At 68.8% G+C, this 25337-nt stretch carries 26 protein-coding genes; 11 read left to right on the top strand and 15 right to left on the bottom strand.

Annotated elements, in window-relative coordinates:
- The first annotated feature begins 16 nt into the window (after positions 1-16).
- Positions 17-1435 carry an aminotransferase-like domain-containing protein gene (locus tag AC3WQZ_RS04535; protein WP_010811551.1) on the top strand — a complete coding sequence of 473 codons (1419 nt, stop codon included), beginning with the start codon at positions 17-19 and terminating at the stop codon, positions 1433-1435.
- On the opposite strand, the gene AC3WQZ_RS04530 is transcribed toward AC3WQZ_RS04535, so the two are convergent.
- Positions 1432-2913: a glycine betaine ABC transporter substrate-binding protein gene (locus AC3WQZ_RS04530; protein ID WP_058697296.1), complete on the bottom strand. Its 1482-nt coding sequence runs from the start codon at positions 2911-2913 to the stop codon at positions 1432-1434. The genes AC3WQZ_RS04535 and AC3WQZ_RS04530 overlap by 4 nt on opposite strands.
- Positions 2914-3133: 220 nt before the next feature.
- On the opposite strand from AC3WQZ_RS04530, the gene AC3WQZ_RS04525 reads away from it, so the two are divergent.
- The 4 genes from AC3WQZ_RS04525 to AC3WQZ_RS04510 are packed head-to-tail and all read left to right on the top strand — an operon-like array spanning position 3134 to position 6773.
- Positions 3134-4144, top strand: a complete 1011-nt coding sequence (locus tag AC3WQZ_RS04525) for a LysR family transcriptional regulator (protein ID WP_011615164.1) — start codon at positions 3134-3136, stop codon at positions 4142-4144.
- Complete coding sequence (locus tag AC3WQZ_RS04520; RefSeq protein ID WP_058697297.1) at positions 4137-5612, top strand: FAD-dependent oxidoreductase; 1476 nt, start codon at positions 4137-4139, stop codon at positions 5610-5612. The genes AC3WQZ_RS04525 and AC3WQZ_RS04520 overlap by 8 nt, the downstream gene beginning before the upstream one ends.
- Before the next feature lie 31 nt (positions 5613-5643).
- Positions 5644-6180 carry a CMD domain protein gene (locus AC3WQZ_RS04515; RefSeq protein WP_010811547.1) on the top strand — a complete coding sequence of 179 codons (537 nt, stop codon included), beginning with the start codon at positions 5644-5646 and terminating at the stop codon, positions 6178-6180.
- Positions 6177-6773 (top strand): peroxidase-related enzyme, encoded by a 597-nt coding sequence (locus AC3WQZ_RS04510; protein ID WP_010811546.1) that lies wholly within the window; start codon positions 6177-6179, stop codon positions 6771-6773. The genes AC3WQZ_RS04515 and AC3WQZ_RS04510 overlap by 4 nt, the downstream gene beginning before the upstream one ends.
- 34 nt (positions 6774-6807) lie before the next feature.
- Here AC3WQZ_RS04510 and AC3WQZ_RS04505 read toward each other — a convergent pair whose 3' ends face one another.
- Positions 6808-7143 (bottom strand): cupin domain-containing protein, encoded by a 336-nt coding sequence (locus AC3WQZ_RS04505; protein WP_010811545.1) that lies wholly within the window; start codon positions 7141-7143, stop codon positions 6808-6810.
- Positions 7144-7182: 39 nt separating this feature from the next.
- Positions 7183-10407, bottom strand: a complete 3225-nt coding sequence (locus AC3WQZ_RS04500) for a DNA translocase FtsK 4TM domain-containing protein (protein ID WP_492300125.1) — start codon at positions 10405-10407, stop codon at positions 7183-7185.
- Positions 10408-10660: 253 nt separating this feature from the next.
- On the opposite strand from AC3WQZ_RS04500, the gene AC3WQZ_RS04495 reads away from it, so the two are divergent.
- Complete coding sequence (locus AC3WQZ_RS04495; protein ID WP_492300085.1) at positions 10661-11887, top strand: EAL domain-containing response regulator; 1227 nt, start codon at positions 10661-10663, stop codon at positions 11885-11887.
- A 7-nt stretch (positions 11888-11894) separates the two neighbouring features.
- Here the strand turns inward: AC3WQZ_RS04495 and AC3WQZ_RS04490 are convergent, their stop codons facing one another.
- From AC3WQZ_RS04490 to AC3WQZ_RS04480, 3 genes are all read right to left on the bottom strand, one after another.
- On the bottom strand, positions 11895-12461 hold the full coding sequence (locus AC3WQZ_RS04490) for a DUF4136 domain-containing protein (protein WP_492300083.1): 567 nt from the start codon (positions 12459-12461) through the stop codon (positions 11895-11897).
- Between the two features lie 264 nt (positions 12462-12725).
- Positions 12726-13145, bottom strand: coding sequence for a DoxX family protein (locus AC3WQZ_RS04485; RefSeq protein WP_010809993.1), 420 nt, complete (start codon positions 13143-13145; stop codon positions 12726-12728).
- Between the two features lie 198 nt (positions 13146-13343).
- Positions 13344-14291, bottom strand: coding sequence for a LysR family transcriptional regulator (locus AC3WQZ_RS04480; protein ID WP_010809994.1), 948 nt, complete (start codon positions 14289-14291; stop codon positions 13344-13346).
- Positions 14292-14431: 140 nt separating this feature from the next.
- Here AC3WQZ_RS04480 and AC3WQZ_RS04475 point away from each other — a divergent pair, with 140 nt between their 5' ends.
- Entirely contained in the window at positions 14432-15052 is a 621-nt protein-coding gene (locus AC3WQZ_RS04475) for an FMN-dependent NADH-azoreductase (RefSeq protein ID WP_010809995.1), read from the top strand.
- 181 nt (positions 15053-15233) lie between these two features.
- A complete protein-coding gene (gene egtB, locus AC3WQZ_RS04470; RefSeq protein ID WP_010809996.1) occupies positions 15234-16523 on the top strand; it encodes an ergothioneine biosynthesis protein EgtB in 1290 nt (429 codons plus the stop codon).
- Here egtB and AC3WQZ_RS04465 read toward each other — a convergent pair.
- The 8 genes from AC3WQZ_RS04465 to mltG form a co-directional block, all read right to left on the bottom strand.
- Positions 16520-16909, bottom strand: a complete 390-nt coding sequence (locus AC3WQZ_RS04465) for a YkvA family protein (protein WP_041687712.1) — start codon at positions 16907-16909, stop codon at positions 16520-16522. The genes egtB and AC3WQZ_RS04465 overlap by 4 nt on opposite strands.
- Before the next feature lie 15 nt (positions 16910-16924).
- On the bottom strand, positions 16925-17677 hold the full coding sequence (locus tag AC3WQZ_RS04460; RefSeq protein WP_010809998.1) for an ankyrin repeat domain-containing protein: 753 nt from the start codon (positions 17675-17677) through the stop codon (positions 16925-16927).
- Complete coding sequence (locus tag AC3WQZ_RS04455) at positions 17670-18464, bottom strand: TatD family hydrolase (protein WP_010809999.1); 795 nt, start codon at positions 18462-18464, stop codon at positions 17670-17672. The genes AC3WQZ_RS04460 and AC3WQZ_RS04455 overlap by 8 nt, the downstream gene beginning before the upstream one ends.
- A gap of 24 nt (positions 18465-18488) precedes the next feature.
- Positions 18489-18989, bottom strand: coding sequence for a GNAT family N-acetyltransferase (locus tag AC3WQZ_RS04450; RefSeq protein WP_011615155.1), 501 nt, complete (start codon positions 18987-18989; stop codon positions 18489-18491).
- A 37-nt stretch (positions 18990-19026) separates the two neighbouring features.
- Positions 19027-19419, bottom strand: a complete 393-nt coding sequence (locus AC3WQZ_RS04445; RefSeq protein ID WP_010810001.1) for a PilZ domain-containing protein — start codon at positions 19417-19419, stop codon at positions 19027-19029.
- 61 nt (positions 19420-19480) lie between these two features.
- Positions 19481-20488, bottom strand: coding sequence for a DNA polymerase III subunit delta' (locus tag AC3WQZ_RS04440; RefSeq protein ID WP_492300081.1), 1008 nt, complete (start codon positions 20486-20488; stop codon positions 19481-19483).
- A 117-nt stretch (positions 20489-20605) separates the two neighbouring features.
- Positions 20606-21217, bottom strand: a complete 612-nt coding sequence (gene tmk / locus AC3WQZ_RS04435; protein ID WP_439671625.1) for a dTMP kinase — start codon at positions 21215-21217, stop codon at positions 20606-20608.
- A 7-nt stretch (positions 21218-21224) separates the two neighbouring features.
- Entirely contained in the window at positions 21225-22220 is a 996-nt protein-coding gene (mltG, locus tag AC3WQZ_RS04430) for an endolytic transglycosylase MltG (protein ID WP_010810004.1), read from the bottom strand.
- Between the two features lie 224 nt (positions 22221-22444).
- On the opposite strand from mltG, the gene ygfZ reads away from it, so the two are divergent.
- The 3 genes from ygfZ (at position 22445) to AC3WQZ_RS04415 (ending at position 24671) form a co-directional block, all read left to right on the top strand.
- Positions 22445-23461: a CAF17-like 4Fe-4S cluster assembly/insertion protein YgfZ gene (gene ygfZ, locus AC3WQZ_RS04425; protein ID WP_081050197.1), complete on the top strand. Its 1017-nt coding sequence runs from the start codon at positions 22445-22447 to the stop codon at positions 23459-23461.
- 17 nt (positions 23462-23478) lie between these two features.
- Positions 23479-23769: a DUF4936 family protein gene (locus AC3WQZ_RS04420; RefSeq protein ID WP_010810006.1), complete on the top strand. Its 291-nt coding sequence runs from the start codon at positions 23479-23481 to the stop codon at positions 23767-23769.
- Positions 23770-23843: 74 nt separating this feature from the next.
- Positions 23844-24671 (top strand): NRDE family protein, encoded by an 828-nt coding sequence (locus AC3WQZ_RS04415; RefSeq protein WP_010810007.1) that lies wholly within the window; start codon positions 23844-23846, stop codon positions 24669-24671.
- 28 nt (positions 24672-24699) lie between these two features.
- Here AC3WQZ_RS04415 and AC3WQZ_RS04410 read toward each other — a convergent pair whose 3' ends face one another.
- Complete coding sequence (locus AC3WQZ_RS04410; RefSeq protein WP_010810008.1) at positions 24700-25128, bottom strand: GNAT family N-acetyltransferase; 429 nt, start codon at positions 25126-25128, stop codon at positions 24700-24702.
- Positions 25129-25337 lie beyond the last annotated feature (209 nt).

The following is a 25337-nucleotide window of genomic DNA, read 5'->3' as shown; positions in this document are numbered from 1 at the left end:
CCCGCCCCCGCCCGCCATGAAACGCTACGAAGCCCTTGCCGAGACCCTGGCTGCCGATATCCGCAACGGCAGCCTGCCGCCGGGCACGCGCCTGCCGTCGATCCGCAAGACCGTGGCCCAGTATGGCGTCAGCCCCTCGACCGCCTTCCAGGCCTATTACCGGCTGGAAGAGCGCGGGCTGGTGCGGGCGCGCGAGCGCTCCGGCTACTACGTGGCGGGACCTGCGCGGCGCGAGCTGCCCCAGCCGCAGGCGCGGCCGTCGCGCCAGGTGTCGACGCAGGTCGACATCTCCAAGCTGGTCTTCGCCGTGCTGGAAGGCGCGCGTGACCGCGAGCTGGTGCAGTTCGGCTCGGCCTTTCCCTCGCCCGAGCTGTTCCCGTGGGAGCGGCTGGGCAAGTCGCTGGCGCGCGCCGGCCGCGCGCTCGACCCGTGGTACTCGGTCAACGACCTGCCGCCGGGCAATACCGCGCTGCGCCGCCAGATCGCGCTGCGCTACCTGGGCGCGGGCGCGCCGCAGCCGGCCGAGGACCTGATCGTCACCAACGGCGCGCTCGAGGCGCTCAACCTGTGCCTGATGGCGGTGACGCAGCCGGGCGACGTGGTGGCAATCGAATCGCCCGGCTTCTATGCCTCGCTGCAGGCACTGGAGCGGCTGCGGCTCAAGGCCGTTGAGATCCCGGTCGACCCCGCCGAAGGCATCGACCTGGGCGCGCTCGACACCGCACTGTCACGGCACCCGGTCAAGGCGTGCTGGTTCATGACGCAGTTCCAGAATCCGCTCGGCGCCAGCATGTCGGAAGACAAGAAGAAGGCGCTGGTGGCCTTGCTGGCGCGCCACCAGGTGCCGCTGATCGAGGACGATGTCTATGGCGAGCTCTACTTCGGCAACCGCTGCCCGCTGCCGGCCAAGGCCTTCGATACGCAGGGGCTGGTGATGCACTGCAGTTCGTTCTCGAAGACGCTGGCGCCGGGCTTCCGCATCGGCTGGGTGGCGCCGGGCCGCTTTGGCGAAGCCATCCAGCGGCTCAAGCTGATGACCACGCTGTCTGCCGGTGTGCCCACGCAGGTGGCGCTGGCCGAATACCTGCAGCACGGCGGCTACGACAAGCACCTGCGCAAGCTGCGCCATGTGCTGGAGATGCAGCAGGGGCGCATGATCGATGCCATCGGCCAGCACTTCCCGGAAGATGTGCGCGTGTCCCGGCCGGAGGGCGGGTATTTCCTGTGGGTCGAGTTTGCGCCCGGCTTCGATGCATTGGCATTGCACCATGCCGCACTGGAGGCAGGCATCGGGCTGGCGCCGGGTCCGATCTTCTCGGCGCGGCAGGGTTACCGCAACTGCATCCGGCTCAACTACGGGCACCTGTGGAGCGATGAGGCCGAGGCCGCGGTAGCCACCCTCGGCCGGCTCATCGCGCAGCAGCAAGGCAGCTAGCGCGCATCGCGATGGCGGCGCAGCGCCCACTCCAGGGTCTCGAACGCTGCCTGTACCACCAGTGCCAGCACGGCCGCCGGGATTGCGCCGGCCAGCAGCAGCGCTGTGTCGTTGAGCGCCAGCCCGGTGGCAATGCGCTCGCCGAAACCACCGGCGCCGACAAAGGCCGCGATTGTGGCCGTGCCGACGCTGATGATGGCCGCGGTCTTGACCCCGGCCAGCAGCACCGGCAAGGCCAGCGGCAGCTCTACATAGCGCAGCACCTGTCCGCCGCGCAGCCCGAGCGCCCGCCCCGCATCGCGCATGCCCTGCGGCACCTGCTCCAGCCCGGTCGCGGTATTGCGCACGATCGGCAGCAAGGCATAGAGAAACAGCGCCACCATGGCCGGCCAGACGCCGATGCGGCCCAGCAGCGGGATCAGCATCGCCAGCAACGCCAGCGACGGCACCGTCTGCAGCACGTTGACCACGCCCAGCACAGCCTGTCCGGTGCGCCGCCGCCGCGCCGCCAGCATCCCCAGCGGCACGCCGACCAGCGTTGCCGCGCCGACCGCCCCCGCCACCAGGCCGACATGGCGCCGCGCCAGGCGCGTGGTGTCGGGCCCGAACAGCGCGGCAGCCAGCCGGCTGCGCGGTTCGGCACCGTCATGCGTTGCCTTTTGCCCCGCAGTGCCGGCCAGGAACGCGCGCGCGATTGCATCGAATGACTGGCCATCGATCTCCGCCGCCGCATTCATGGCGATCATGTCGTCGGCGCTGACGCGCCCGGCCAGCCGCTCCAATGCCTGCCAGGCCTGCGGGAAGCGCTGCGGTACGTCAAGGCGGTAGACCACTACTGCGTCGTAGCGCGGGAAGTAGTGCCGGTCGTCTTCCAGCACGCGCAGCTTGTACTTGCGGATCTTGGCGTCGGTGGAATAGATGTCGATGGCATCGACCTGCCCCGCGGCCAAGGCCTCGTAGGCGACGCCATGGTCCAGCCCGACCGGGCGTTGCGGCAGTCCATAGCGGCTGGCCAGCCCCGGCCAGCCGTCGGCGCGCCCCAGGAACTCGTGGGACAGGCCGAGCCTGAACTGCGGCTGCGCGGCGAGGTCGCTCAGCCGGCGCAGCGCGCCGGCGCGGGCATCGGACACGGCCAGCGCGTAGGTGTTCTCGAAACCAAGCGGAATTGCCGCGCCCAGCCCCATCGGCGCCAGTGCCCGCTGGATGGCATCGAGGCCGGCCCCCGGGGGCAGTTTGAGGATTTCGGCGGCGAGCGTGCCGGTGTAGTCGGGATAGAGGTCGATGCCGCCGGCCTTCAGCGCCTCGAAGACGATCGCGGTATTGCCCAGCCCTGGCTGGTGCTGCGCGGCGCCGGGCGGCCCCGCGGCCTGGGTCAGCAGTTCGCCAAGGATGTACGACTCGGTGAAGCGCTTGGAGCCGATACGCAGCGGATCTGCCGCGCGCGCCGGCATCGCGCCCGCGAGTGCGGCAGCCAGCACCCAGGCCACTGCCCGCCACAACGCGCGCCCTGTTCTCCCGATCTCCCGACTGCCGCGGATCCAAGCCAAAACGTCTGTCCCGATATGGGGCCGGTGTGCGCCCGGCATCGCTACATCATAGCTGCCGCATGTCCTTATCCCGAAATAGTATTTGCTATTTGCATGATGAAGGCATCAGAATCCGGATTACACATACATTAATCCCGAGACCCGGCCCGCCATGGAAATCCGGCAACTGGAAGCCTTCGCCGCAGTCGTCACCACCGGCAGCGTCACCGCCGCCGGGCGCCTGCTCGGCCGCTCGCAGCCGGCCATCACGCGGCTGATCCAGGAGCTGGAGGCCGAGCTGGGCTTTGCCCTGTTCACCCGCAGCGGCCCGCGCGTCAGCCCGACCGAGCAAGGCTTCCTGCTCTATGACGAAGTCGAGCAGACGCTGGCCGGCATGCAGCAGATCCGCACCCGCGCCGCGGCGCTGGCGCGCGGCGATGGCCGGCCCCTGCGCATTGCCGCGACCCCGGCGCTGGCGGCCGGCCTGCTGCCGCCGGCGCTGGCGCTGGCCTTTGAGCGCGGGCTGTGCGCGCCGGAACGCGTCGCGGTGCAGAGTGTGTCGCCCGAACAGGTGGTGCACGCGGTGCTGACCGGCGCCGCCGACATCGGCCTGAACAGCCTGCCGCTGGAACACCGCGGCGTGACCGTGCACTGGATCGGCCAGTCCGCGTGCGTCGCAGCCGTGCGTGCCGACGACGCACTGGCCGCACAGCCTGCGATCGCGCTGCAGGACTGCCGCGGGCGCCGCATCGTGACCATGCAGAACCCGTACCGGCTGCGCCGCCGCGTCGACCGGGCCCTGGCTGGCGCCGGCGTGCCCGAAGCGGGCGTGATCGACACCAACACCTCGATCAGCGCGCTGACCCTGGTGCGCGCCGGGCTGGGCATCGCCGTGCTGGAGCCGGTGACCGCCCGCGGCCTGCCGCTGGCCGATATCGCCGTGCGGCCCATCGATGCCGATATCCCTTTCTACTTCGGCGTGATCACGCCACAGGCCCGCCCGGCCAGCACGGCGGTGCTGGGGCTGGTGCAGGCCGTGGCCGACGCCGCCGCCGCGCTGTTGCCCGACCTGGTGCGGCGCGATCCCGCCGAACACGGCGCGCTGCTGCAATCGCTCTATGGCGATGCCAGCGACGACGCTGACACGCTCACGCAAGATGCCGGACTTCCAAGCCATGACTGACCTATCCGCCCCCGCCCTTACCCCCGCCGCCGGCCTGGCCGCGCTTGAAGCGCGCCTGCGCCAGGACCTGTCCTGGCTGGACCTGCCCGCCAAGGCCTGGACCATGCCGCGCAGCCACGATGGCCAGGACGTGCTCGACGTCGCCGTCATCGGCGGCGGCATGGCGGGACTCGCAGCCTGCGCCACGCTGACGCACCTGGGCATCCGCGTGCGCGCCTTTGACCGCGCCCCGGCGGGCTTCGAAGGCCCGTGGGCCACCACCGCGCGCATGGAGACGCTGCGCTCGCCCAAGCAGCTGACCGGCCCCGCGCTGGGCCTGCCGGCCCTGACCTTCCGCGCCTGGTTCGAGGCGCAGTTCGGCGAGGCCGCCTGGCAAACGCTGGACAAGATCCCGCGCCTGCAATGGATGGACTACCTGCGCTGGTACCGCCAGGTGCTGGCGCTGGATATCCGCAACCAGCACCAGGTCGATGCCATCGTGCCGCGCGCGGACGGCCTGGTGGCGCTGTCGATGCAGACCCCGGACGGCCCGCACACCGTGCTGGCGCGCCGCGTGGTGCTGGCCACCGGCCGTGACGGCCTGGGCGGTGCCTACGTGCCGCCGGTCGCGGACACGCTGCCGCGCCACCTGTGGGCGCACTCGTCGGACGAGATGGACTACGCCAAGCTGCGCGGCAAGCGCGTGGGCGTGGTCGGCGCAGGCGCCTCGGGCATGGACAGCGCCGCGACCGCGCTGGAGGCGGGCGCCGCCAGCGTCGAAATGCTGATCCGCCGCCCGGACATTCCGCGCGTCAACAAGAGCAAGGGCGCCGGCAACCCTGGCCTGACCTTCGGCCACTACGGGCTGCCCGATGCCTGGAAATGGCGGCTGCGCCATTACATCAACACCCAGCAGGTGCCGCCGCCGCGCGGCAGCACGCTGCGCGTGTCGCGCCATGCCAATGCCTACTTCAACCTGGGCGCAGCGCTGGAAGCGATCGAGGCGCAAGGCGATGTCCTGCACGTGCAGACACCGCAGGGCACGTTCGAGCTGGACTTCCTGATCTTCTCGACGGGCTTCCGCATCGCGCTGGAAACACGGCCGGAGTTCGCCGCCTTCGCCCCGCATATCCGCTTCTGGCGCGACCGCCATGCGCCGCCCGCGGGCCAGGAAGACCGCGAGCTGTCCGACTCTCCCGATCTCGGCGCAGCCTTCGAATTCCAGGAGAAAACGCCCGGCGCCTGCCCCGGCGTCACGCGCATCCACTGCTTCTGCTATCCGGCGGCGCTGTCGCACGGCACCGTGTCCGGCGACATCCCGGCGATCAGCGACGGCGCACGCCGGCTCGGCCAGGGCATTGCCGCGCTGCTGTACCGGGAAGACGTTGAGCTGCACTACGCCGCGCTGCAGGCCTATGCCGAACCCGAAGTCTTCGGCGACGAATGGGTGCCGGCCCCGCCGCCGGCGCTGCGCGCAGCCAAGGCCTGAATCCCACCCCGACCTGAACCTGGAGAGTCCGATGACCCAGCCCCCGACTTCCACGGTCGACCTGATCGACCAGCTCACCGGCCTCGCGCCGGGTAGCGCGACACACGCGCTGCGCCACCAGCGCAACAAGGTCGTGGCCGCCACGCAAGGCAGCTACGACGCCCTGTTCGACCCCGCCCTGCCTGGCCTGTCGCTGGCAGAGCGCCTGCTGGTTGCGTTGTACGCGGCACGCCTGACGCCGTCGACGGCGCTGGCGGCACACTATCGCGCGCGCCTTGAGCAGGCCGGCGCAGATGTCAGCCAGGTCCGCGCCGCGGCCGAAGGCCAGCCGGAGGATATTGCCGACACGCGCCTGCACGCCATGCTGGAGTTCACCCGCAAGCTGATCGAAAAGCCCGTTGAGGGCGACAAGGCCGCGCTGCAGGCCCTGCCCGCCGCCGGCCTGAGCACCCCGGCAGTGGTCACGCTGGCGCAGCTGATCGCCTTCCTGTCGTACCAGGTCCGGCTGGTGGCCGGCTTGGATGCGCTGAAAGCACTGAACGACAACGCCGCAGGAGCCCAGGCATGAGCGAGATCATCAAATCCCACGGCTTCACCAATGAAGTCCTCGACTGGAAGGCCTGGCTGGACGTGGTCGAACTCGACCAGGCCACGCCCGAGCAGGTCGCCGTACTCGAAGAGAGCCACCCCAAGGCCAAGGTCCAGGATTACTACCGCTTCCTGGTGCACCAGCCCGAAATCCTGCGCCAGCGCTCCACCGCCTTCAACGCCATCATGTACGCCCCCGGCGGCATGCCGCGTGCCGAACGCGAGCTCTCCACCACGGTGGTATCGCGCATCAATGGCTGCGTCTACTGCGCATCGGTGCATGCGCAGCGCTTCGAACAACTGGCCAAGCGCAACGACGTGATCCGCCAGGTGTTCGACGATCCCCATACCGCCGGCACGACTGCGCGCGAACAGGCAATCGCGAAGTTCTCGATCGAACTGACCGAGCGGCCCGCCGAAGTCACTGCCGAGCAGCTCAAGCCGTTGCGGGAAGCGGGCGTCACGGATGCGGAAATCCTGGACCTGATCCACTCGATCGCCATCTTTGCCTGGGCGAACCGGCTGATGCTGAACCTGGGCGAGCCGGTGTTTCCGGAGCAATCCGGGGAGTAAGCCGTCAGGCGCCAGCCGCAATGCGCGCGGGCGCTCAGCCCGCGCTGTGATGCACCGCCAGCCAGACACTGGGCTGGCTGGCATCGGTCCACGCCACCCGGTGGCGGCAGTGGGCCGGAAGATGCAGCCAATCCCCCGGCTTCATGGGATACAAGCCGGACTGGCCTTCGATCTCGATGGCGGCGCTGCCGCTGACCAGCAGCACCCATTCCGCCTCTGCGCTGTCGTACCAGAAGCCCTCAGGACTGGCCTGCCCGTTGGAGACGATGCGCTCGATCCGCAGCCCGGGCCGTTCCAGCAGCGGCTGGAAAAGTTCCTGCGCCGCGCCGGCCGGGACGTCCGCCAGCAGGTTTCCGTGTTCAGGCTGCATGCTGCCTCCTGGAAGGGAAGTCGTGGTTGCCGACCCCGGTCAGTTACCCGGCCCCGGCGCCAGTACGTCGCGCGCGCCGTTGCGGCCCATCGGCGACACCAATCCGGCCACCTCCATCTGCTCGATCAGGCGTGCCGCGCGGTTGTAGCCGATGCGCAGCTGGCGCTGCACGGCGGAGATCGAGGCGCGGCGGCTGGTCAGCACAAAGCTGGCGGCTTCGTCGTAGAGCGGGTCGGCCTCGCCGTCGCCGCCGCTGTCGCCGAACAGGTCGGTGCTGCCGGCCTCGGCCGGGTCGCCGGCAAGGATGGTTTCATCGTAGTCCGGCTCGCCGAACTGCTTCCAGTGTTCCACCACGCGGTGCACTTCGTCGTCGGCAACAAAAGCGCCATGCACGCGCTGCGGATAGCCGGTGCCAGGCGGCAGGAACAGCATGTCGCCCTGGCCGAGCAGGCTCTCGGCGCCCATCTGGTCAAGGATGGTGCGCGAATCGATCTTGGACGAGACCTGGAACGCCACGCGCGTCGGGATATTGGCCTTGATCAGGCCGGTGATCACGTCCACCGAGGGGCGCTGCGTGGCCAGGATCAGGTGGATGCCGGCGGCGCGCGCCTTCTGCGCCAGGCGCGCGATCAGTTCCTCGATCTTCTTGCCGGCGACCATCATCAGGTCGGCCAGTTCGTCGATCACCACCACGATCATCGGCAGGCGCGACAGCGGCTCGGGCGCGTCCGGCGTCAGCGAGAACGGGTTCGGCACTTTGCGCTCGGCGGCCTCCGCGGCGCGGATCTTCTGGTTGTAGCCGGCCAGGTTGCGCACGCCCAGAGCCGACATCAGCTTGTAGCGCTTTTCCATCTCGCCGACGCACCAGTTGAGCGCGTGCGCGGCCTGCTTCATGTCGGTGACCACCGGCGCCAGCAGGTGGGGGATGCCCTCATACACCGACAGTTCCAGCATCTTGGGGTCGATCATGATCAGGCGCACATCTTCGGGCGTGGCCTTGTACAGCATCGACAGGATCATGGCGTTGACCGCCACCGACTTGCCCGAGCCGGTGGTGCCGGCCACCAGCAGGTGCGGTGCGCGGGCCAGGTCGGTCACCACCGGATTGCCGGTGATGTCCTTGCCCATGGCCAGCACCAGCCGCGAATGGTGCGCCTGGAACGAGGCCGCGTTGACGATCTCCGACAGCCGGATCATCTGCCGGCGCGCATTGGGCAGCTCCAGCCCCATGCAGGTCTTGCCGGGAATGGTCTCGACCACGCGGATCGAGGTCACGCCCAGCGCGCGCGCCAGGTCCTTCATCAGCCCGACCACCTGGGCGCCGCGCACGCCCATGGCGGGCTCGACCTCGAAGCGGGTGATCACCGGGCCGGCGCCGGCGCCGACCACGGCAACGGGCACCTTGAATTCGGCCAGCCGCTGGGCGATCAGCTCGCCGGTTTCGCGCAGGCGTTCTTCCGACACCTGTTCGGCGCTGTCGACGCCGGTCTCCAGCAGGTCGGCCGGTGGCAGGCGGTAGTCAACGATGGGGCGCGGCGGCGGCGCGACCGGCACCGGCACGGGCGCAGGCTGGGCGGCAGCCAGCGGCACGGTGCGGCCGACCACGGCGGGCAGCACGATGCGCGGCTTGGCGGCCGGGACCGGCGCCTGGTTCAGTGCAGGCGCCTCAGCGGGCTCAGGGACTTCCGGGGCCTCGGTCGCTTCAGGCAGTGCTGCTGCCTCGGCAGGCTCGGCCGCATCGGGTTCCGCCTCCTCGGCGATCAGGCCGTTGCCGTCCATCAATCCGTCCGGTTCGCTGTCCTCCGCGGGTGCCGGGGTGCTGGCATCGAGAGCGCTGCCCTCTTCCATCGCGGAGCTTGCCACGGCCTGGGCTACTGCCTCGGCGCCGGTGATATCCAGTGCGGGCCCGGCTGCTGCCAGCGCTTCGGGTTCCCCAATGACAACGACGTGATCTCCGCTCCTCGCTTCGGCTTCGGCTTCGGCTTCGGCTGGCAGGGTGACGGTAGCCAGTGCTTGCGGTTCTGCGTCGCCGGCGATGTCCGGCGCCGAATCCGGCACAGCCGCGTCCAGTTGTTGCGGTTGCGGCGCAGCCGCTTGCGGCACTACCGGCTTGCCGGCCAGCGCCTGCAACTCGGCCAGCAGGTCAAGGGCTTCCTGCCGGATCGCTGCAAGCGTGGCTTCGTCGGCTTCGGCCGGCACGGCTTCCGGCGCAATATCGCCAACGATATCGGTGCCTGCGGACACTGGTTCCATGGCAGGCGCTTCGGGCACTGCCACTACCTCAGGTTCCGGGCTGGTAACCGGCTGCGCGGGAGCGGCCACGGCTTGCGTGGCGCCAGTGGGCGCCGGCGCAGCGGCGGCGGCTTCGGCTTCGGCTTCGGCCGGCGCGGATACGGCGGCAGCTACGGTGACTGAAGCAGCGGCCGCGGCGATGCTCTTGCCGGAAGCCTCGGGCAGCGTCGTAATCGCCGAACGCACCAGCGGCTGCGGCTGGCGGAACGGGCTGCTGACGACCGTGCCGCGCAGGGACTGCGCCGGCCGCGGCGCCGGAGCCGGTGAAGGGGCTGCCGTCGGGGCCGGCCTGCGCGCCGCCGGCTGGGCCGGACGCGGCGCCGGTGCCGCCGCCACGGGTGCGGGCGGCGCGGCGCGCGCCGGCTTGACCGCGCCCGGCGACTCGGCGTGGTGCAGCCAGATCTCGCCCGGCTGCGGCGGGGATTCACGCGTGCGGCGCGGCGGTTGCCAGGCGGGCTGGCGGCGCGCCGAGACCGCCTCAAAGCTGCGATGGCGCGTGGCGGGCGCGGTCCAGCCGGGGGTGCCTGCCGCCGGCGCATCGCGGCGCTCTGCGTCGCGCATCGGCTGGGTGGCAGCAAAGGAAACCGGCGGCTCTTCCGGCGCCGCGTCAGGCGCGGCGGCGCGGCGCGGCTTGCGCGAGAACAGGCTGCGCCAGGTTTCACCGAACACCATCGGCGCGGCCAGCGCCAGCACGCCCAGCATCAACAGCAAGGCACCGGTCCAGCCGAACAGGTTGCCCATCATGCCGGCCAGCGCGCGGCCGGCCGAACCGCCAGCGCTCGATTCCGGATCGGTGCCGCTGGTCAGCGCTTCCAGGCAGGCGCTCGCGCACAGCACGGCGAGCGTGCCGAGCCAGACGCGCAATGAGCCGGGCCCTGCCAGCCGGCGCTCGCCGGCGAGCCAGCGCGTCACCAGCCGCCAGACCAGCGGCACTATCCAGAAAGTCGAAAATCCGAACCAGCCAAAACCCATTATCGACATGCCATGTTCAAAACTACGGGCAGCGATTGTAGCGGTTATGGCAGGCGGCGATTGAATCGGAAAGCGCAAATATTCGTAACGCAGCGCGTTTCCGGGGCGATTGCGCAACGATCCCCTGTGCGATTCCGCATGCCAGCGGCGCCAGACTTTGCGCCATCCGGTGGTTGGCGCAGCGGCGCCGCGCTACCATGCGGCAACCCCCAATCGAATTGCACTCCGGCGGCCCGCCGCCTTCCCCTCCCCCATGCCGATCCGCTACGCCAGGCTGCGCATTCTTGTCGTCGAAGACCATCCGTTCCAGCGCGTCGCGGCCGAGGGGCTGCTGCGGTATCTGGGCGTGCGGACCCTGGTTTCAGCTGAAAACGGCACGCAGGCGGCCGAGATCCTTGCACGCCAACCGTTCGACATCGTGTTCTGCGACATCGAAATGCCTGGCGGCAACGGCCCCGAGCTGATTGCCGAACTGCACCGGCGCGGGCAGCATGCCTTTGCCGGGACGGCGCCGGTATGGGTCTGGGTGACGGCGCTGGCGGAGGACATCCTGGATTCAAACCGCGGCCTGGCGCACGCCGCCGGCATCCCGCGCGTGCACGCGCTGCGCAAGCCGCTGTCGCGCGATGCGGTGGAAGAGATCCTGGCCGATGCGCTGGTGCGCCAGCCTGTTAGCGAATCCACCACGCCGGCGTGGTCGCCCGACGACGCAGAACTGGTCCCCGCCACCCGCTCGGGCACGGACCTGCTGGTCATGCTGCAGCCCCAGCACGAGATTGCCAGCGGCCGGCTGGCCGGTGCCGAGGCACTGGTGCGCTGGCGCCATCCCGAACACGGTCTGGTGCAGCCCGACCTCTTTATCCCACGGCTCGAAGCGCTCGACGCGGCCGACCCGGTGTTCTTCTTCGTGGCCCGCCAGTGCCTGGCAGCGCAGCAGCGGCTGCGCGCGGCGGGCATCCACATCACGCTGGGCATCAATGCCTCGGCGCAAACCCTGTGCCGGCCCGGTGTGCTGGAGACGTTCGATGCCCTGGTGACCGCCAGCGGCGTGCCGCGGCACGCGCTGACGGTGGAATTGACCGAGGGCTATCCGGTGCCCGATACGCTGGCGCTGTCGGTCGCGCTGAACCGCTTGCGGCTGCTCGGCTACGGCGTGGCGATCGACGATTTCGGCGTTGGCATCGCCACGCTCAGGCTGCTGGCGGACCTGCCTTTCACGCAGTTGAAGCTCGACCGCTCGTTCGTTGTCGAGGTCGACGGGCATGGCCAGCGTGCCGCGATCTGCCGCAACATGATCAACCTGGCGCGCGAGCTGGGCCTGGAGTGCGTGGCCGAAGGCGTCGAGACCGACGCCCAGCGCGCAGCGCTGCTGGCGCTGCGCTGCCCGCTGGGCCAGGGCTACCTGTGGTCCGCGCCCAAGCCGGCCGAGGTCTTCGTCGCGGATGCCATCGACCGGGCGGCAGTCACGCCGGCGGCGTGAGCTGGCCCTACTGCGCGGCCCGGAACGGATACTTGGCAAAGATCTGCGCCACGGTCTTGTCGATGCGCTGCTGGGCGCTGGCCTTGTCGCTGGTGTCCACGCTGCCCACCGCCACGCCTTCCCAGACCAGCTTCATCTGGCGCCGGTCGACCAGGTCGATGTTGACCGTGCCTTCGGTGTAGGTATAGACGTCGTTATAGAAGCCGTAGCCCGGCCACGGCGCATACAGCCCGCCGCGATAACCGTAATACCCCATCATCGGCGTCGGCGCCGGGCTGACCTGGACCTTCTCCTGCAGCCGGGCATTGAAGTTGACCAGCAAGTCCGGCGACTGCGCCGTATAGCGGTAGCCGCGCGCGGTCAGTTCCCGCTGCACGGCAGACTTGAAGTACTGGGTGGTCAGGCTTTCATAGCCCTGGCGGTCGGTGCCGAGATGCTCGACGAAGCCAAAGCTGCGGTAGGCACTGAAGTCAGTGCTGCGATTGTAGTCAGTCTTGATGTCGGGCACGCTGGCGCAGCCTGACAGGACCAGCGCCGCGGCCACGACGGGAAAGAGCTGCCGGAAGGGTTTCACGATACATCTCCATGATGTCCGCGGCAGCGCGCACATGCAGCCACGCGCAAGCGCCACCGGCGCCGGAACGCCGGCGCACCGTACGCCATCTGACCCGATGGGCTAGTGTCCTGTTCCGCAGATGGCTTGCCAAAATGAAATCGTCCAGTTGGTCGTCAGGCTAAACGCGAGGAGGCGCCATAGCCGTAGCTATGGCAACGACGAGCAACGACGCATGGCGGCCAACTGGGCGATTTCATGGCAAGGTATTTGCGGAACAGGGCACTAGTTCAGCTTGCCATTGATGCCGCCCACGCTGAACCGGCCCGCCCCCAGCAGGGCCACCGCCAGCGCCGCGGCCAGGAACATCCCCTGCAACTCAAGCGCCCAGCCGCCGGTATCGGACAGCATGCCGAGCTGCTTGGTATGCACCAGCGCCACCGCAAATACCATGTTGATGGCAACGATCAGCGCCGCCAGCCGGCTCCACAGCCCGATGATCAGCAGGATCGGGGCCACGACTTCCCCAATGTAGACGCCGTAGGCCAGCCATGCCGGCAAGCCGGCGTCGGCGACCACCTTCCCCACAAAGCCCATGCCGGACGCACCGGTCAGCTTGGCGATGCCGTGCATCAGGATCAACACGCCAAGCACGATGCGCAGCAGCGCCTTGCCCAAGTCCTGGGAACCCTGAGAGCCACCCATGGCCGTTCTCCTTGCCGTTGTCTGTCGAGTTGGTTGTCGAAGCCAAGCGCCTTTACCCTCACGCGCAAGGTTCGCCCCCTGTACCTTAGTGCGAGGCGGCGTGAAGGTAAAGCCGCAAATACGAGACTGCCTGGTGGCCGGGATGCGACCGGCACACCACCTCGCCAATCCCGCCATGCCGTATCCGGAAGGCCTGCGCTACACCACCCGGTGCATCGCTGGCTGCCGCGGCTCAAGCATGCCGACCTTGTATGCGCATTCGGGCAGGACCTCGCCCAGGAAGTCGAGAAAGCGCCGGGTGGCAGGCGTCACGCCCTTGCGGGAGGGGAACACCGCGTGCAGCGTGCCGACCGGCATGTCGTACTGCGGCAACACCAGTTCCAGCTCGCCGCTTTCCAGCGCATCGCGGCAATACATCCGCGGCAGCATGGCCACGCCCGCGCCGGCGATCGCCGCCTCGCGCAGCAGCACGAAGTCTTCGGTGACCAGGCGCGGTTCATAGGCAATCTGGATCGAGTCGTTGGTCTTGCAGCGCAGGGTCCAGACATGCTTGCCGTCGTGCGGCGGCTGGCCCACGCCGGGCATGCCGTCCAGCGCCTGCGGTGTGCGCGGGCGGCCGATGCTGTCCAGCAGCGCGGGGCTGGCCACCAGCATCAGCTGGCTTTCACCGAAGGTGCGCACGGCCAGGCTGGAGTCCTCCATGGACTCGCGCACGCGCAGGGCCAGGTCGAAGCCTTCGCCGATCACGTCCACGCGCCGGTTGGTGGTCTCCAGCTCGATCCGCACGGCCGGGTTGGCGCGCATGAAATGGCCGATGGCCGGCGCCAGCAGGATCTGGGCGATGGCGATCGGGCAGCTCACGCGCAGCGTGCCGCCAGGCTGCTCGCGCGCCTGCTCGATGACCTCGCGGGCCGCCTTGGCCTCATTGAGCATGGCGCGGCAGCGTTCGTAGAAGGATTCGCCAAGCGGCGTAACGCGCACCTGCCGTGTCGTGCGGCGCAGCAGCTGCACGCCCAGGTCGCGTTCCAGCTGGGCGATGCGCCGGCTCAGGCGCGACTTGGGCACGCCTGAGGCGCGGCTGGCCGCGGAAAAACTGCCGTGTTCGACCACCTGGGCAAACAGGGACAAGTCGTTGAGGTCTTGCATGGATGGCTCCGGGATCACGTGCGGCCGCCAGGCTGGCGTTGCGCCGGCAGAACAATCATTTGCATTTTGCCTCACTACCGATACCAATGGCCAGCCGCTATCTTTCATCCATCGCAACCGCACACCTTGTGGAGATAGACATGAACATCCTGCAGATCGATTCCAGCGTACTTGGCGACAACTCCGTTTCGCGCAGCCTGACCGCCAGCGTGGTGGCCGACCTGGTCGCCGCCACCCCGGACGCCAAGGTCACCGTGCGCGATCTGGACCAGGACGCTCCGGCGCACCTGTCCGGCAACCTGCTGCCCGTGCTGGGCGGCCCGAAGGAAGGCCTGAGCGCCATCCAGGAAGCCGAGCTGCAGCGCACCGAGCAATGGCTGGCCGAATTCCTGGCCGCCGACGTGCTGGTGGTGGGCGTGCCTCAGTACAACTTCAGCATCCCCAGCCAGCTCAAGGCCTGGATCGACCGCATCGCGCAGGCTGGCCGCACCTTCAAGTACACCGAGAACGGCCCGGTGGGCCTGGCCGGCGGCAAGCGCGTGATCGTGGTGTCGTCGCGCGGCGGCGTGCGCCAGGATGCCAATGAACTGGACCTGCACGAAAAGACCGTCGACATCGTGTTCCGCTTCCTGGGCATCACCGACATCACCTACGTGCGTGCCCACGGCCTGGCCATGGGTCCGCAGTTCCGCGAAGCCGGCCTGGCCAGCGCCCGCACCGAAATCGCGGCGCTGAACGACGCCAGCCGCCTGGCCGCCTGAAGTCCTGTGGACGGCCGGCGCTGCAGGACGGCGCCGGCTCGCCCCGCGGACGGATCGGGTCTATGATGGATCGGGGCGCTATGGCGCCCCGCGTGCCATGGGCGGCGCGCCGGCCCCGGCTATTTGCCCGCGGCTGTCGTGCCGCCTGCAGTCATCGACCGATCCACTCCCGGGAGCCCGCATGACTTCAGCCCTGTTGCCAGCCGCCGCCCTCCATCCGCCGCACGAACCCGCCCTGCTTTCACAGTATCGCCACGTACGCACGGCCACCGAGACCCTGGTGGCCGACCTGTCCGATGCCGATGCCACCGTGCAGTCCATGGACGACGCCAGCCCGGCAAAATGGCACCTGGCGCACACCACATGGTTCTTCGAGGAATTCGTGCTGGCTGCGCGGATCCCGGACTACGAGCTGGTGGACCCGGACTACCGCTACCTCTTCAACTCGTACTACGAAGCGGTCGGACCGCGCCACCCGCGGCCGCAGCGCGGGCTGCTGACCCGCCCCTCGCTGGACGAGGTGCTGGCCTACCGCGAGGCCGTGGACGAATCGATGCTGACGCTGCTGGGCAGCGCCCAGACCGATGACGAGGCAGCGCTGATCATGCTTGGCCTGCAGCATGAACAGCAGCACCAGGAACTGCTGCTGGCCGACATCCTGCATCTGTTCGCGCAGAACCCGCTGCGCCCCGCCTTTGCCCCGGAACTGCCCGAGCCGGTGATCGCCGACCCTCGGCCCGCGCCGGACTGGATCGGCTTTGACGGCGGCCTGGTGGAGATCGGCCACCGCGGCGAGACCTTTGCCTTTGACTGTGAAAGCCCGCGGCACAAGGCCTACCTGGCACCGTTCACGCTGTGCTCGCACCCGGTCAGCAACCGGCAATGGTTTGAATTCATCGAGGATGGCGGCTACCAAACGGCGGGGCTGTGGTTGTCCGACGGCTGGCGCTGGGTGTGCGAGCAAGGCATCCTGGCCCCGCTCTACTGGGAAGAACGCGAAGGCACGTGGTGGCAGATGACGCTGCGCGGGATGCATCCGGTCGACCCGGACAGCCCCGTCACCCACGTCAGCTTCTATGAGGCCGAGGCATTCGCGCGCTGGGCCGAACGCCGGCTGCCGACCGAGGCCGAATGGGAGCACGCGGCGCGCAGCCTGCCGGCCACCGGGAATTTTGTTGAAGGCCGCGCGCTGCGGCCGTTGCCGGACCGGCAGAACACCTCGGGCGTGCTGCGCCAGATGTTCGGCGATGTGTGGGAATGGACCGGCAGCGCCTTCCTGCCGTATCCGGGCTTCCGCCCGAACGGCGGTGCGGTGGGCGAGTACAACGGCAAGTTCATGAGCGGCCAGATGGTGCTGCGCGGCGGGTCTTGCGTCACGCCCGAATCGCATATCCGGGCGACGTACCGCAACTTCTTCTATCCGCACCAGCGCTGGCAGTTCACCGGGGTGCGGCTGGCGGACGATGTCTAGCCCGGCGCCAGCCAGCGCCACGCCAGCCAGGCCAGCAACACCCACACCAGCACGATGACCACGGCGGCCGCGCGATTGCGCGGCCGTTTTGCATGCGTGGCCTGCCACGCCTGGGCCCGGCCGCGGCATTCATCCTTGACCGCCGGCGGAATCATCCGCAGCGTCAGCCAGATACCCAGCGGCACCAGCAGCACGTCATCGACATAGCCCAGCACCGGGATGAAATCGGGGATCAGGTCGATCGGGCTGAAGGCATAGGCCACCACCAGCGCGGCCAGCAGCCGCGCGCTCCACGGCGTGCCGGGGTGGCGGCTGCAGAACCACAGCATCAGCAGGCTCGCCTTGAGCCCGCGCGCCCACTGGCGCAGGCGTGCGCCGACGGCCATCGCCGGCATCAGCGCTTACCAGCCCTTGGTCTTGGGCTGCTGCGCCGCGGGCCGCTGCCCGCCCGGCTCGCCGGTGGGCGCCTTCAGCGGCGGCGCCGCCGCGATCGGCGTCTGCGGGTACAGCTTCTGCCAGCGCGCCTTCAGGCCCTTGGCGATCTCTGCCTGGTTGTAGCGCTCGGCAAAGTCGATCACGGTCATGCCCTGCTGGTTCTTCAGGCGCATGTCGGCGCCCTCGTCCAGCAGCAGCTTGACGGTCTCGATATGGCCGCCGCGCGCGGCCATCATCAGCGGCGTGGTGCCGTTGGGGCTTTCAGCGTCGATATAGGCGGCATGGTCGACCAGGTACTTGACTACGTCGTTGTGGCCATTGGTGGCCGCATAGTGCAGCGGGGTCCAGCCGGTCTTGTTGATCTCGGCCTCCATCTCGTCGACCATCAGCTTGACCATGTCCAGCTCACCCTGCAGCGCGGCCATCATCAGCGGGGTCTCGCCGGCCGGGTTGGCCTTGTCGAAATCGATGTCCTTGGCGCGGATCAGCACCGTGGCCGCCTTCAGCGACTTCTCGCGCAGCGCCAGCACCAGCGCCGGGTTGCCGCGGCTGTCCACCAGATTGGGATCGACGCCCTTGGCCAGCAGCTTCTTGACGGTGTTGGCGTCGTCGAATTCGACGGCCTTGCGCATGTCGTCGGCAGGCGCGGCCTGCGCCAGCGTGGCGGCGGCCAGCGCAAGGGCGCCGGCAGCGCGTCGGGCAAACTTCATGTCAAACATGCGATTCCCTGTCAATATGCTTGAATAGCTTGAAGAAATTTTCCGTCGTCTGTTCCGCGACCTGTTCCACAGGGACCCCGCGCAGCTGCGCGATGAACTCGCCCACATGGCGCACCCAGGCAGGTTCGTTGGTCTTGCCGCGGTATGGCACCGGCGCCAGGTAGGGCGAATCGGTCTCGATCAGCATGCGCTCCAGCGGCACCTTGCGCGCGGTTTCCTGCAGGTCGGCCGCGCTCTTGAAGGTGACGATGCCCGAGAACGAGATATGGAAACCCTCATCCAGCGCCTGGCGGGCGACGTCCCAGGTCTCGGTGAAGCAGTGCATCACGCCGCCGGCCTCGCGCGCGTTCTCTTCGCGCATCAGGCGCAGCGTGTCGTCGGCGGACGAGCGGGTATGGATGATCAGCGGCTTGCCGGTCTGGCGCGCGGCGCGGATATGGGTGCGGAAGCGCTCGCGCTGCCATTCCATGTCGGCGATGCTGCGGCCGTTCAGGCGGTAGTAGTCCAGCCCGGTCTCGCCGGTGCCGACCACGCGCGGGTGGGCGGACAGCTCCACCAGGCGCTCCAGCGTGGGTTCCTCGCCCTCTTCGTAGTCCGGGTGCACGCCGACCGAGGCGTACAGGTTGGGATGCTGCTCGGCCAGCGCCAGCACGCGCGGGAAGTCTTCCAGCGTGACCGAGATGCACAGCGCATGCGTGACCTGGTTGGCGCGCATGTTCTCCAGCAGTTCCGGCAGGCGCGCGGCCAACTCGGGGAAATCGATATGGCAGTGGGAATCGACAAACATGGGGAATCTCTGTTGGCGGGTGGCTCAGTCCACGCGGCGGCCGACGATGATCAGGTCGCGCTCGACACCGTCGAGCACGGCAACGCGCGGCAGGTCGCCCCAGCGCGTAAAGCCCAGCGACGCGAACAGGCCCAGGCTGGGCGCATTGTGGCCGAAGATAAAGCCGAGCAGCGTGTTCACCCCGACCCTGGGCGCATGGTCGATGGCCTGTTGCAGCAGGTAGCGGCCCAGCCCCTGGCCGCGGCGCTGCGCGTCCAGGTAGATCGACACCTCGGCGGTGGCGCCGTAGGCCGGGCGGCCGTAGAAGTCTGAAAAGCTCATCCAGCCGGCCATGCGGCCGTCGGCATCCTCGCACACCCACAGCGGGCGGCGTTCAGGCTGGTGGGAATCGAACCAGGCCTGGCGCGAGGCCACGGTGACCGGTTCGGTATCGGCGGTGACCATGCGCGAGGGCACGGTGCTGTTATAGATGGCGACGATGCCCGGCAGGTCGCGGGGCTCGGCAATGCGAAGTGAAAAATTCATTGAAAATCAAAATATTGTGAGAACAACCTCACAACGTTCATAAAGTTTGCGTGGGGCGCCCGGACTCCAGCATCTTGCCCAGGATCTCCTCCACCGCGCGGCGCAGGTTGCGCCCGTTGTCGTCGTCGGGGAAATGCACGCCGACGCCGGGGGTCTTCATCGGCGTGCCCGCCGGGGTGATCCAGGCCACATGGCCCGCGATCTGGTATTTCTGCGGCCGGTCCAGCAGCGACAGCACCAGGAACACCTGCTCGCCCAGTCGGAACGGCCGGTTCGACGGCACGAAGATGCCGCCGCGCGCCAGGAACGGCATGTAGGCCGCATACAGCCCGGCCTGGTCCTTGATCGACAAGGACAGCACATTGGGGCGCGATGCCGCCCCGCTGCCGGTTGGCGCAGCGGGCGGTGCGCCGGCGACTGCTGTGTTCATGGTTGACCCCCTGAATGACGGTGCTGCTTGTTGTTATGGCTTATTTTGACTGCCAGGCGTATTACCGGAACAGCTGGCGGTATTCCAGGAATACCGCTTCCATCACCAGCCGGGCCGCCAGCGGATGGTTCTCGCTGCGGCGATGCGCGGTCAACCGGGTGGCAAAGGCCTGCAGGCGGTGCGCGTCGGTGGCCCCGGCGCAGCGCGCCAGCACCGCCCGTTCCTTGGGCAGGTACCGCGGCGTGGCGCTGCCGTTCAGGCGCAGCGTCAGCAGATCGTACGTCCAGCGCTGCAGGATGCCAAGCACGGCAGGCACCGGCAGCTTCTGCAGTTGCTCGGCCGCCGCGGAAGCGTCGAAGGCGGCGGCGGCGCCGAGCTGGCCGACCAGCCAGCGCTGCAGCGGCTGCTCCTCGGCCTCGGCCGCATGCAGCGCGGTCAGCGGCGAGCCGCCGGCCAGCGCCAGCTGGGCCTCGGCATCGGCCACGCCCTGGCCGCGCAGCCAGGCCAGCGCGGCCTCCGGCGTCGGGCGCTGGGCCGAGAACTGGCGGCAGCGCGACAGGATAGTCGGCAGGATGCGGTCGAGGCGGTCGGTCACCAGCAGGAATACGGTGGACGGCGGCGGCTCTTCCAGCGTCTTCAGCAGTGCGTTGGCGCCCTCGGTCTGCAGCGCATCGAGCGGATAGACCACCACCACGCGCAGCCCGGCCCGGTGCGTGCCCACGCCCACGGCCTCGATCAGCGCGCGCACCTGCTCCATGCGGATGATCTTGCTGGGCGCCTTCTTCTTGCCGCCCTCGTCGGTCTCGGCCTCGGCCGCGGCGTCCAGCGCCTCGGGCCGCACCACGGTGAAGTCCGGGTGGTTGCCCTGGCTGAACCAGTGGCAGGCGGCGCACTGGCCGCAGGGCTGGCCGTCCGGCAGCGGCGCCTCGCACAACAGCCCCTGCGCGAAATGCAGGGCCAGGTCGCGCTTGCCGATGCCTTGCTGGCCATGGATCAGCAAGGCATGCGGCAGCCGTTCACGCAGCGCGCCAAGCCGTTGCCAGTCTTCCTTCTGCCAGGGATATAGCATGTGAATCAGTGGGTTAGCAATCTAACTTCAAGTTTTACCTGTGATAGCCATGCGATTGCGAATTACGCAATGGCGCGGCATTCACACCTATCACGTCAGCCATATATCGGCCAAAAATCAGATAGTTGCGATGATTTTTTCAAGTTCATCGCGAATGTCGGCAATGCTGCGCGTGGCGTCGATCACCCGGAAGCGCTGCGGCGACTGGGCCGCGCGGCGCAGGTATTCATCGCGGGTGCGCTGGAAGAACGCGCGCGATTCGGATTCGAACCTGTCAGGCGCGCGAGCGCCGGCCAGGCGCTCGCTGGCGGTTTCCAGCGGCACGTCGAACAGCAGCGTCAGATCCGGCTGCAGGCCGCCCTGCACCCAGTTTTCCAGCACTTCCAGGCGCTCGGTGGCCAGGCCCCTGCCCCCGCCCTGGTAGGCGAAGGTGGCGTCGGTGAAGCGGTCGGAAATCACCCACTTGCCGCGCTCCAGCGCGGGTGCGATGACCTCGGCGATATGTTCGCGCCGGGCCGCGAACATCAGCAGCGCCTCGGTTTCCAGGTGCATCTTGCGATGCAGCAGGATCTGGCGCAGGTCTTCGCCCAGCGAGGTGCCGCCGGGCTCGCGGGTGGTGACGACGCCGGCAATGTCGCTGCGTGCGCGCAGGCGGTCGGCGACCCAGTCGATATGGGTGCTCTTGCCGGCGCCGTCGATGCCTTCAAACGTGATGAATTTTCCGCGCATGGAATGCCTATTTGCCGCGCTGGTACTTGTCGACCGCGCGGTTGTGTTCGGGAAGCGAGTTGGAGAAATGGCTGCTGCCGTCGCCGCGGGCGACGAAGTACAGTGCGTCGGATGGCGCCGGCGTGGTGGCCGCCGCCAGCGAGGCCAGCCCCGGCAGCGCAATCGGCGTGGGCGGCAGGCCGGTACGGGTGTAGGTATTGTACGGGTTGTCGGCCTGCAGGTCGCGTTTGCGCAGGTCGCCGTCGAAGCCATCGCCCAGGCCGTAGATCACGGTCGGGTCGGTCTGCAGCATCATGTTCTTGCGCAGCCGGTTGATGAACACGGCGGCGATCATCGGGCGTTCGGCGGCCTGGCCGGTTTCTTTCTCGACGATCGATGCCATCACCAGGGCCTCGTACGGGGTCTTGTACGGCAGGTCGGGCGAGCGTGCGTTCCAGGCCTCGTTCAGGCGCCGCTGCATGGCACGGTAGGCGTGCTTGTACAGGTCGATATCGCTGCTGCCGCGCGCGAACAGGTAGGTGTCCGGGAAGAACATGCCTTCGGGCGAGGTCTCGGCCGCGCCGATTGCCTTCATCAGGTCCGCATCGGACATGTCCCGGGTGTCGTGCCGCAGCGCCGGGCTGGCGTCCACGGCGGCGCGCATCTTGCGGAATTCCCAGCCCTCGATCACCGTGACCACATAGTGCGTGACCTCGCCGCGCGCCAGCTTGCCGATGATCGACAGCGGCGTGGCGCCGGTCGCGAATTCATAGCCGCCGGCCTTCAGGTCAGGCCCGTGGCCGGTCAGGCGCACCAGCAGCATGAACAGCCGCGGGTCCATGCCGACGCCGCCGCGCTGGATCTGGCGGCCGACGCTGGCGACGCCGGAATTGGGCTTGATCACCACTTCCACGGGTGACTTGCTGAGGGGCAGCGGGTGATTGGCCCACCACGCGAACGCGCCCGCGGCCGCCAGCGCGAACACCAGGATGGCCAGGCCAAGACTAAGGAAAAATCGTTTCATGTATCAGGGATAGGGGCGGCTGACCGGATCCGTCGGAGGGCTTGCGCGCCACCGCTTGCCGCCACGTGCTGCCGGCGCCGGCCGAAAATCTCATAGCCCCATATAATAACCGGCAGCCTCGCACCGACCATGCGCCGCGGCGCCCGCGCCGCTTGACGGCCCGCCCGGCACGGCGCACGACCGGCGCCTTCCCTCTCCCGAATTGCCTCAACGATTGCCACGCAATGCCAGTGATGAATGCCCAAGCCCAGGAACTCGCCGCAAACCTTGAAGCCTTGAGCGGCAGCGGCATCGTCTGCAGCCCGCCCGGGCTTGGCCTGGTCCGTGTGGCCGGCGACGATGCCGGCAGCTTCCTGCACACCCAGCTGACCAATGCGGTCGAAGACCTGAAGGCCGGCGCGGCCCGCCTGGCGGGCTATTGCTCGCCCAAGGGGCGCCTGCTCGCCACCTTCCTGATGTGGCGCGATGTCGAAGGCATCGTGCTGCAGCTGTCGGCCGACATCCAGGCCCCGGTGCAGAAGCGCCTGTCGATGTTCGTGCTGCGCGCCAAGGCCAAATTGTCCGACATCACCCCCACCCATGCGATCCTCGGCCTCGCCGGGGCCGGCGCTGCCAAGGCCCTGGCCGCTGCGGGCCTGCCCGTGCCGGAGGTCGCCTTTGCCGTGGCCGAAGCCGACGGCATCACCGTGATCCGCCTGCCGGATGGCGCCGGCCAGCCGCGCTGGCAGCTGGTGCTGCCGGCCGAGCGCGCCGAGGCGGTGCGCGCGGCACTTGCCGCCTCGCTGCAGGATGCGACGCCCGCGCTGTGGGACTGGCTGGAAGTGCAGTCGGGCCTGCCGCGCATCGTCGCGGCCACGCAGGAGCAGTTCGTGCCGCAGATGATCAATTTCGAACTGGTGGGCGGGGTCAATTTCCGCAAGGGCTGCTATCCCGGCCAGGAAATCGTGGCGCGCAGCCAGTACCGCGGCACGCTCAAGCGCCGCATGTGGCTGGTGCAGGGTGAAGGCGAAGTGCCGGCGCCCGCGGCTGAAATCTACCGTCCGGAAGATCCGGGCCAGCCGTGCGGCATGATCGTCAACGCCGCACCGGCGCCCCAGGGCGGCTGGGCCGGGCTGGCCGAGCTGAAGATCGATGCCGCCGCCAGTGCGCTGCGCCTGGGCAGCGCCGAGGGCGCGGCAGTGGCTACGGCCACCCTGCCCTACGAGGTGCCGCTGGGAGAGGCCGCCCAGGCCGCTGGCTGAAACCCACAGGACCTGCCATGAGCGATCACCTCTACGTCTATTTCCGCGTCCCGGAAGCCGTTGCCGCCGAGGCGCTGCCGCACTGGCACCGCTGGATGGAGACTGTCGCCGAAGCAACCGGAATTGGTGGTACGCTGATGCGCAGGCCGGAAACCCGCGCCGGCGTGCAGACCTGGATGGAGTGCTATCCCGACGTGCCGCCCGCGTTCGATGCCACGCTGGAAGGCCTGTGGCGGCAGAGCGGGCTGGACCAATGGGTCGATGGCGAGCGGCGGGCCGAGCACTTTGTCGACCTGGACGTGCTGTAGGCGTCCAGGATGCCGTTGGACTGAAGTACGCCGGGTGCCACTGCAGCCACCCCGGCGGCAAAGGAAGCAAAGCGATGTGTCTGATCCTGGTTGCCTGGCAATCCCACCCCGACTATGCCCTGGTCGTCGCCGGCAACCGCGATGAATTCTATGTCCGCCCCGCGGCGGCCGCGCACTGGTGGCAGGATGCACCGCAGGTGCTGGCCGGGCGCGACCTGGCGGAAGTCATCGGCGAACCCGGCACCTGGATGGGCGTCAACGCCGACGGCCGCTTCGCGGCACTGACCAACTACCGCGCCCCGTCCGAAAAACGCACCGACGCGCGCTCGCGCGGCGAGCTGGTGGCCGGTTTCCTGCGCGGACGCGAGGCGCCGTTCGACTACCTGGACGGCCTCGCCGGCGAAGACGGCCGCTACAACGGCTTCAACCTGCTGGCGAGCGACCTGCGTGAACTCTGGTGGTACAGCAACCGCGCCGCCTCGCGCCAGCCGCAACGGCTGCGCCCGGGGCTGTACGGCCTGTCCAACGCCCTGCTCGACACGCCCTGGCCCAAGGTGCGCAGCCGCGTCGGCGCGCTGGCCGAAGTGCTGGCCGCCGACAGCGGCCAGGCCAACGCCAGCGCCGAGCCCTACCTGCAAATGCTCGCCGACGAGCGCCAAGCGGCGGATTTCGAACTGCCTGCCACGGGCGTGGCGCCGGAATGGGAAAAGCTGCTGTCATCGGCCTTCATCCGCTCGCCGCTGTACGGCACGCGCGCCAGCACGGTGCTGCGCGTGCGCCACGATGGCCGTTTCGACCTGAGCGAGCGCAGCTTCGACGCCGACGGCCGCATCGGCGACGTCAACTTCCACGGCAAGCTGAACCTGCAACGCGACACCGGCATCGTGCCAGCGCCGCGCTGAGGCCCGCTGGAACCGGGGATTCCGGCGCTCAGCCGGCCAGCCGCTTGCGCATCTCCACGTGCGGGATGCCCGCCTCTTCGAATTCCGGCCCCACCTGCGCAAAGCCCACGCGCGCATAGAATGGCGCCGCGTGCGTCTGCGCATTGAGCACCAGTTCCGGGTAGCCAAGCGCTTCAGCCTTGCGCATCAGCGCGTCCAGCACCATTGCACCGACACCGGTGCCACGCACGGACTGCAGCACCGCCATGCGCCCGATATGGCCATCCGGCAGCAGCCGTCCGGTGGCCACCGGCGTGCCATCCTCGGCCAGCGCCAGCGCGTGCCAGCTCGGCTCGTCCCACTCATCCCATTCCAGTTCCACCGGCACGCATTGCTCTTCGACGAAGACGGTGTAACGGATGGCGCGCGCGCGTTCGCGCGCTTCGGACCAGGGGCAGATCAGGACAGTGATGGACATGGCGTGTGGAATCAGGCGCTTGGGGAACGATTGCGTCGGGCAGGGGATGCGGACGGGCGCCCATGATACGCCAGTGTCGCAGTGACCGTCGATGCACCAAAGCGGATCACTCGCCGCATCTCCGCTCTTGAAGTTGCACCATATCAGGGTTTGCCCGGGGTCGGCAGCGTCCTAGCAAATTTGTATGATGACCTGATTACCGAATAACC

Source organism: Cupriavidus sp. FW305-26, assembly GCF_058787975.1.
The sequence above is the reverse complement of the archived record's forward strand: the minus strand, read 5'-3'. Positions and strand labels throughout refer to the sequence as shown.

Excerpts from the sequence above, each read along its gene's own strand:
- AC3WQZ_RS04535 (WP_010811551.1), top strand. The coding sequence starts at position 17 with ATGAAACGCTACGAAGCCCTTGCCGAGACCCTGGCTGCCGATATCCGC.
- AC3WQZ_RS04525 (WP_011615164.1), top strand. The coding sequence starts at position 3,134 with ATGGAAATCCGGCAACTGGAAGCCTTCGCCGCAGTCGTCACCACCGGC.
- AC3WQZ_RS04520 (WP_058697297.1), top strand. The coding sequence starts at position 4,137 with ATGACTGACCTATCCGCCCCCGCCCTTACCCCCGCCGCCGGCCTGGCC.
- AC3WQZ_RS04515 (WP_010811547.1), top strand. The coding sequence starts at position 5,644 with ATGACCCAGCCCCCGACTTCCACGGTCGACCTGATCGACCAGCTCACC.
- AC3WQZ_RS04510 (WP_010811546.1), top strand. The coding sequence starts at position 6,177 with ATGAGCGAGATCATCAAATCCCACGGCTTCACCAATGAAGTCCTCGAC.
- AC3WQZ_RS04505 (WP_010811545.1), bottom strand. The coding sequence starts at position 7,143 with ATGCAGCCTGAACACGGAAACCTGCTGGCGGACGTCCCGGCCGGCGCG.
- AC3WQZ_RS04500 (WP_492300125.1), bottom strand. The coding sequence starts at position 10,407 with ATGGGTTTTGGCTGGTTCGGATTTTCGACTTTCTGGATAGTGCCGCTG.
- AC3WQZ_RS04495 (WP_492300085.1), top strand. The coding sequence starts at position 10,661 with ATGCCGATCCGCTACGCCAGGCTGCGCATTCTTGTCGTCGAAGACCAT.
- AC3WQZ_RS04485 (WP_010809993.1), bottom strand. The coding sequence starts at position 13,145 with ATGGGTGGCTCTCAGGGTTCCCAGGACTTGGGCAAGGCGCTGCTGCGC.
- AC3WQZ_RS04480 (WP_010809994.1), bottom strand. The coding sequence starts at position 14,291 with ATGCAAGACCTCAACGACTTGTCCCTGTTTGCCCAGGTGGTCGAACAC.
- AC3WQZ_RS04475 (WP_010809995.1), top strand. The coding sequence starts at position 14,432 with ATGAACATCCTGCAGATCGATTCCAGCGTACTTGGCGACAACTCCGTT.
- egtB (WP_010809996.1), top strand. The coding sequence starts at position 15,234 with ATGACTTCAGCCCTGTTGCCAGCCGCCGCCCTCCATCCGCCGCACGAA.
- AC3WQZ_RS04465 (WP_041687712.1), bottom strand. The coding sequence starts at position 16,909 with ATGGCCGTCGGCGCACGCCTGCGCCAGTGGGCGCGCGGGCTCAAGGCG.
- AC3WQZ_RS04460 (WP_010809998.1), bottom strand. The coding sequence starts at position 17,677 with ATGTTTGACATGAAGTTTGCCCGACGCGCTGCCGGCGCCCTTGCGCTG.
- AC3WQZ_RS04455 (WP_010809999.1), bottom strand. The coding sequence starts at position 18,464 with ATGTTTGTCGATTCCCACTGCCATATCGATTTCCCCGAGTTGGCCGCG.
- AC3WQZ_RS04450 (WP_011615155.1), bottom strand. The coding sequence starts at position 18,989 with ATGAATTTTTCACTTCGCATTGCCGAGCCCCGCGACCTGCCGGGCATC.
- AC3WQZ_RS04445 (WP_010810001.1), bottom strand. The coding sequence starts at position 19,419 with ATGAACACAGCAGTCGCCGGCGCACCGCCCGCTGCGCCAACCGGCAGC.
- AC3WQZ_RS04440 (WP_492300081.1), bottom strand. The coding sequence starts at position 20,488 with ATGCTATATCCCTGGCAGAAGGAAGACTGGCAACGGCTTGGCGCGCTG.
- tmk (WP_439671625.1), bottom strand. The coding sequence starts at position 21,217 with ATGCGCGGAAAATTCATCACGTTTGAAGGCATCGACGGCGCCGGCAAG.
- mltG (WP_010810004.1), bottom strand. The coding sequence starts at position 22,220 with ATGAAACGATTTTTCCTTAGTCTTGGCCTGGCCATCCTGGTGTTCGCG.
- ygfZ (WP_081050197.1), top strand. The coding sequence starts at position 22,445 with ATGCCAGTGATGAATGCCCAAGCCCAGGAACTCGCCGCAAACCTTGAA.
- AC3WQZ_RS04420 (WP_010810006.1), top strand. The coding sequence starts at position 23,479 with ATGAGCGATCACCTCTACGTCTATTTCCGCGTCCCGGAAGCCGTTGCC.
- AC3WQZ_RS04415 (WP_010810007.1), top strand. The coding sequence starts at position 23,844 with ATGTGTCTGATCCTGGTTGCCTGGCAATCCCACCCCGACTATGCCCTG.
- AC3WQZ_RS04410 (WP_010810008.1), bottom strand. The coding sequence starts at position 25,128 with ATGTCCATCACTGTCCTGATCTGCCCCTGGTCCGAAGCGCGCGAACGC.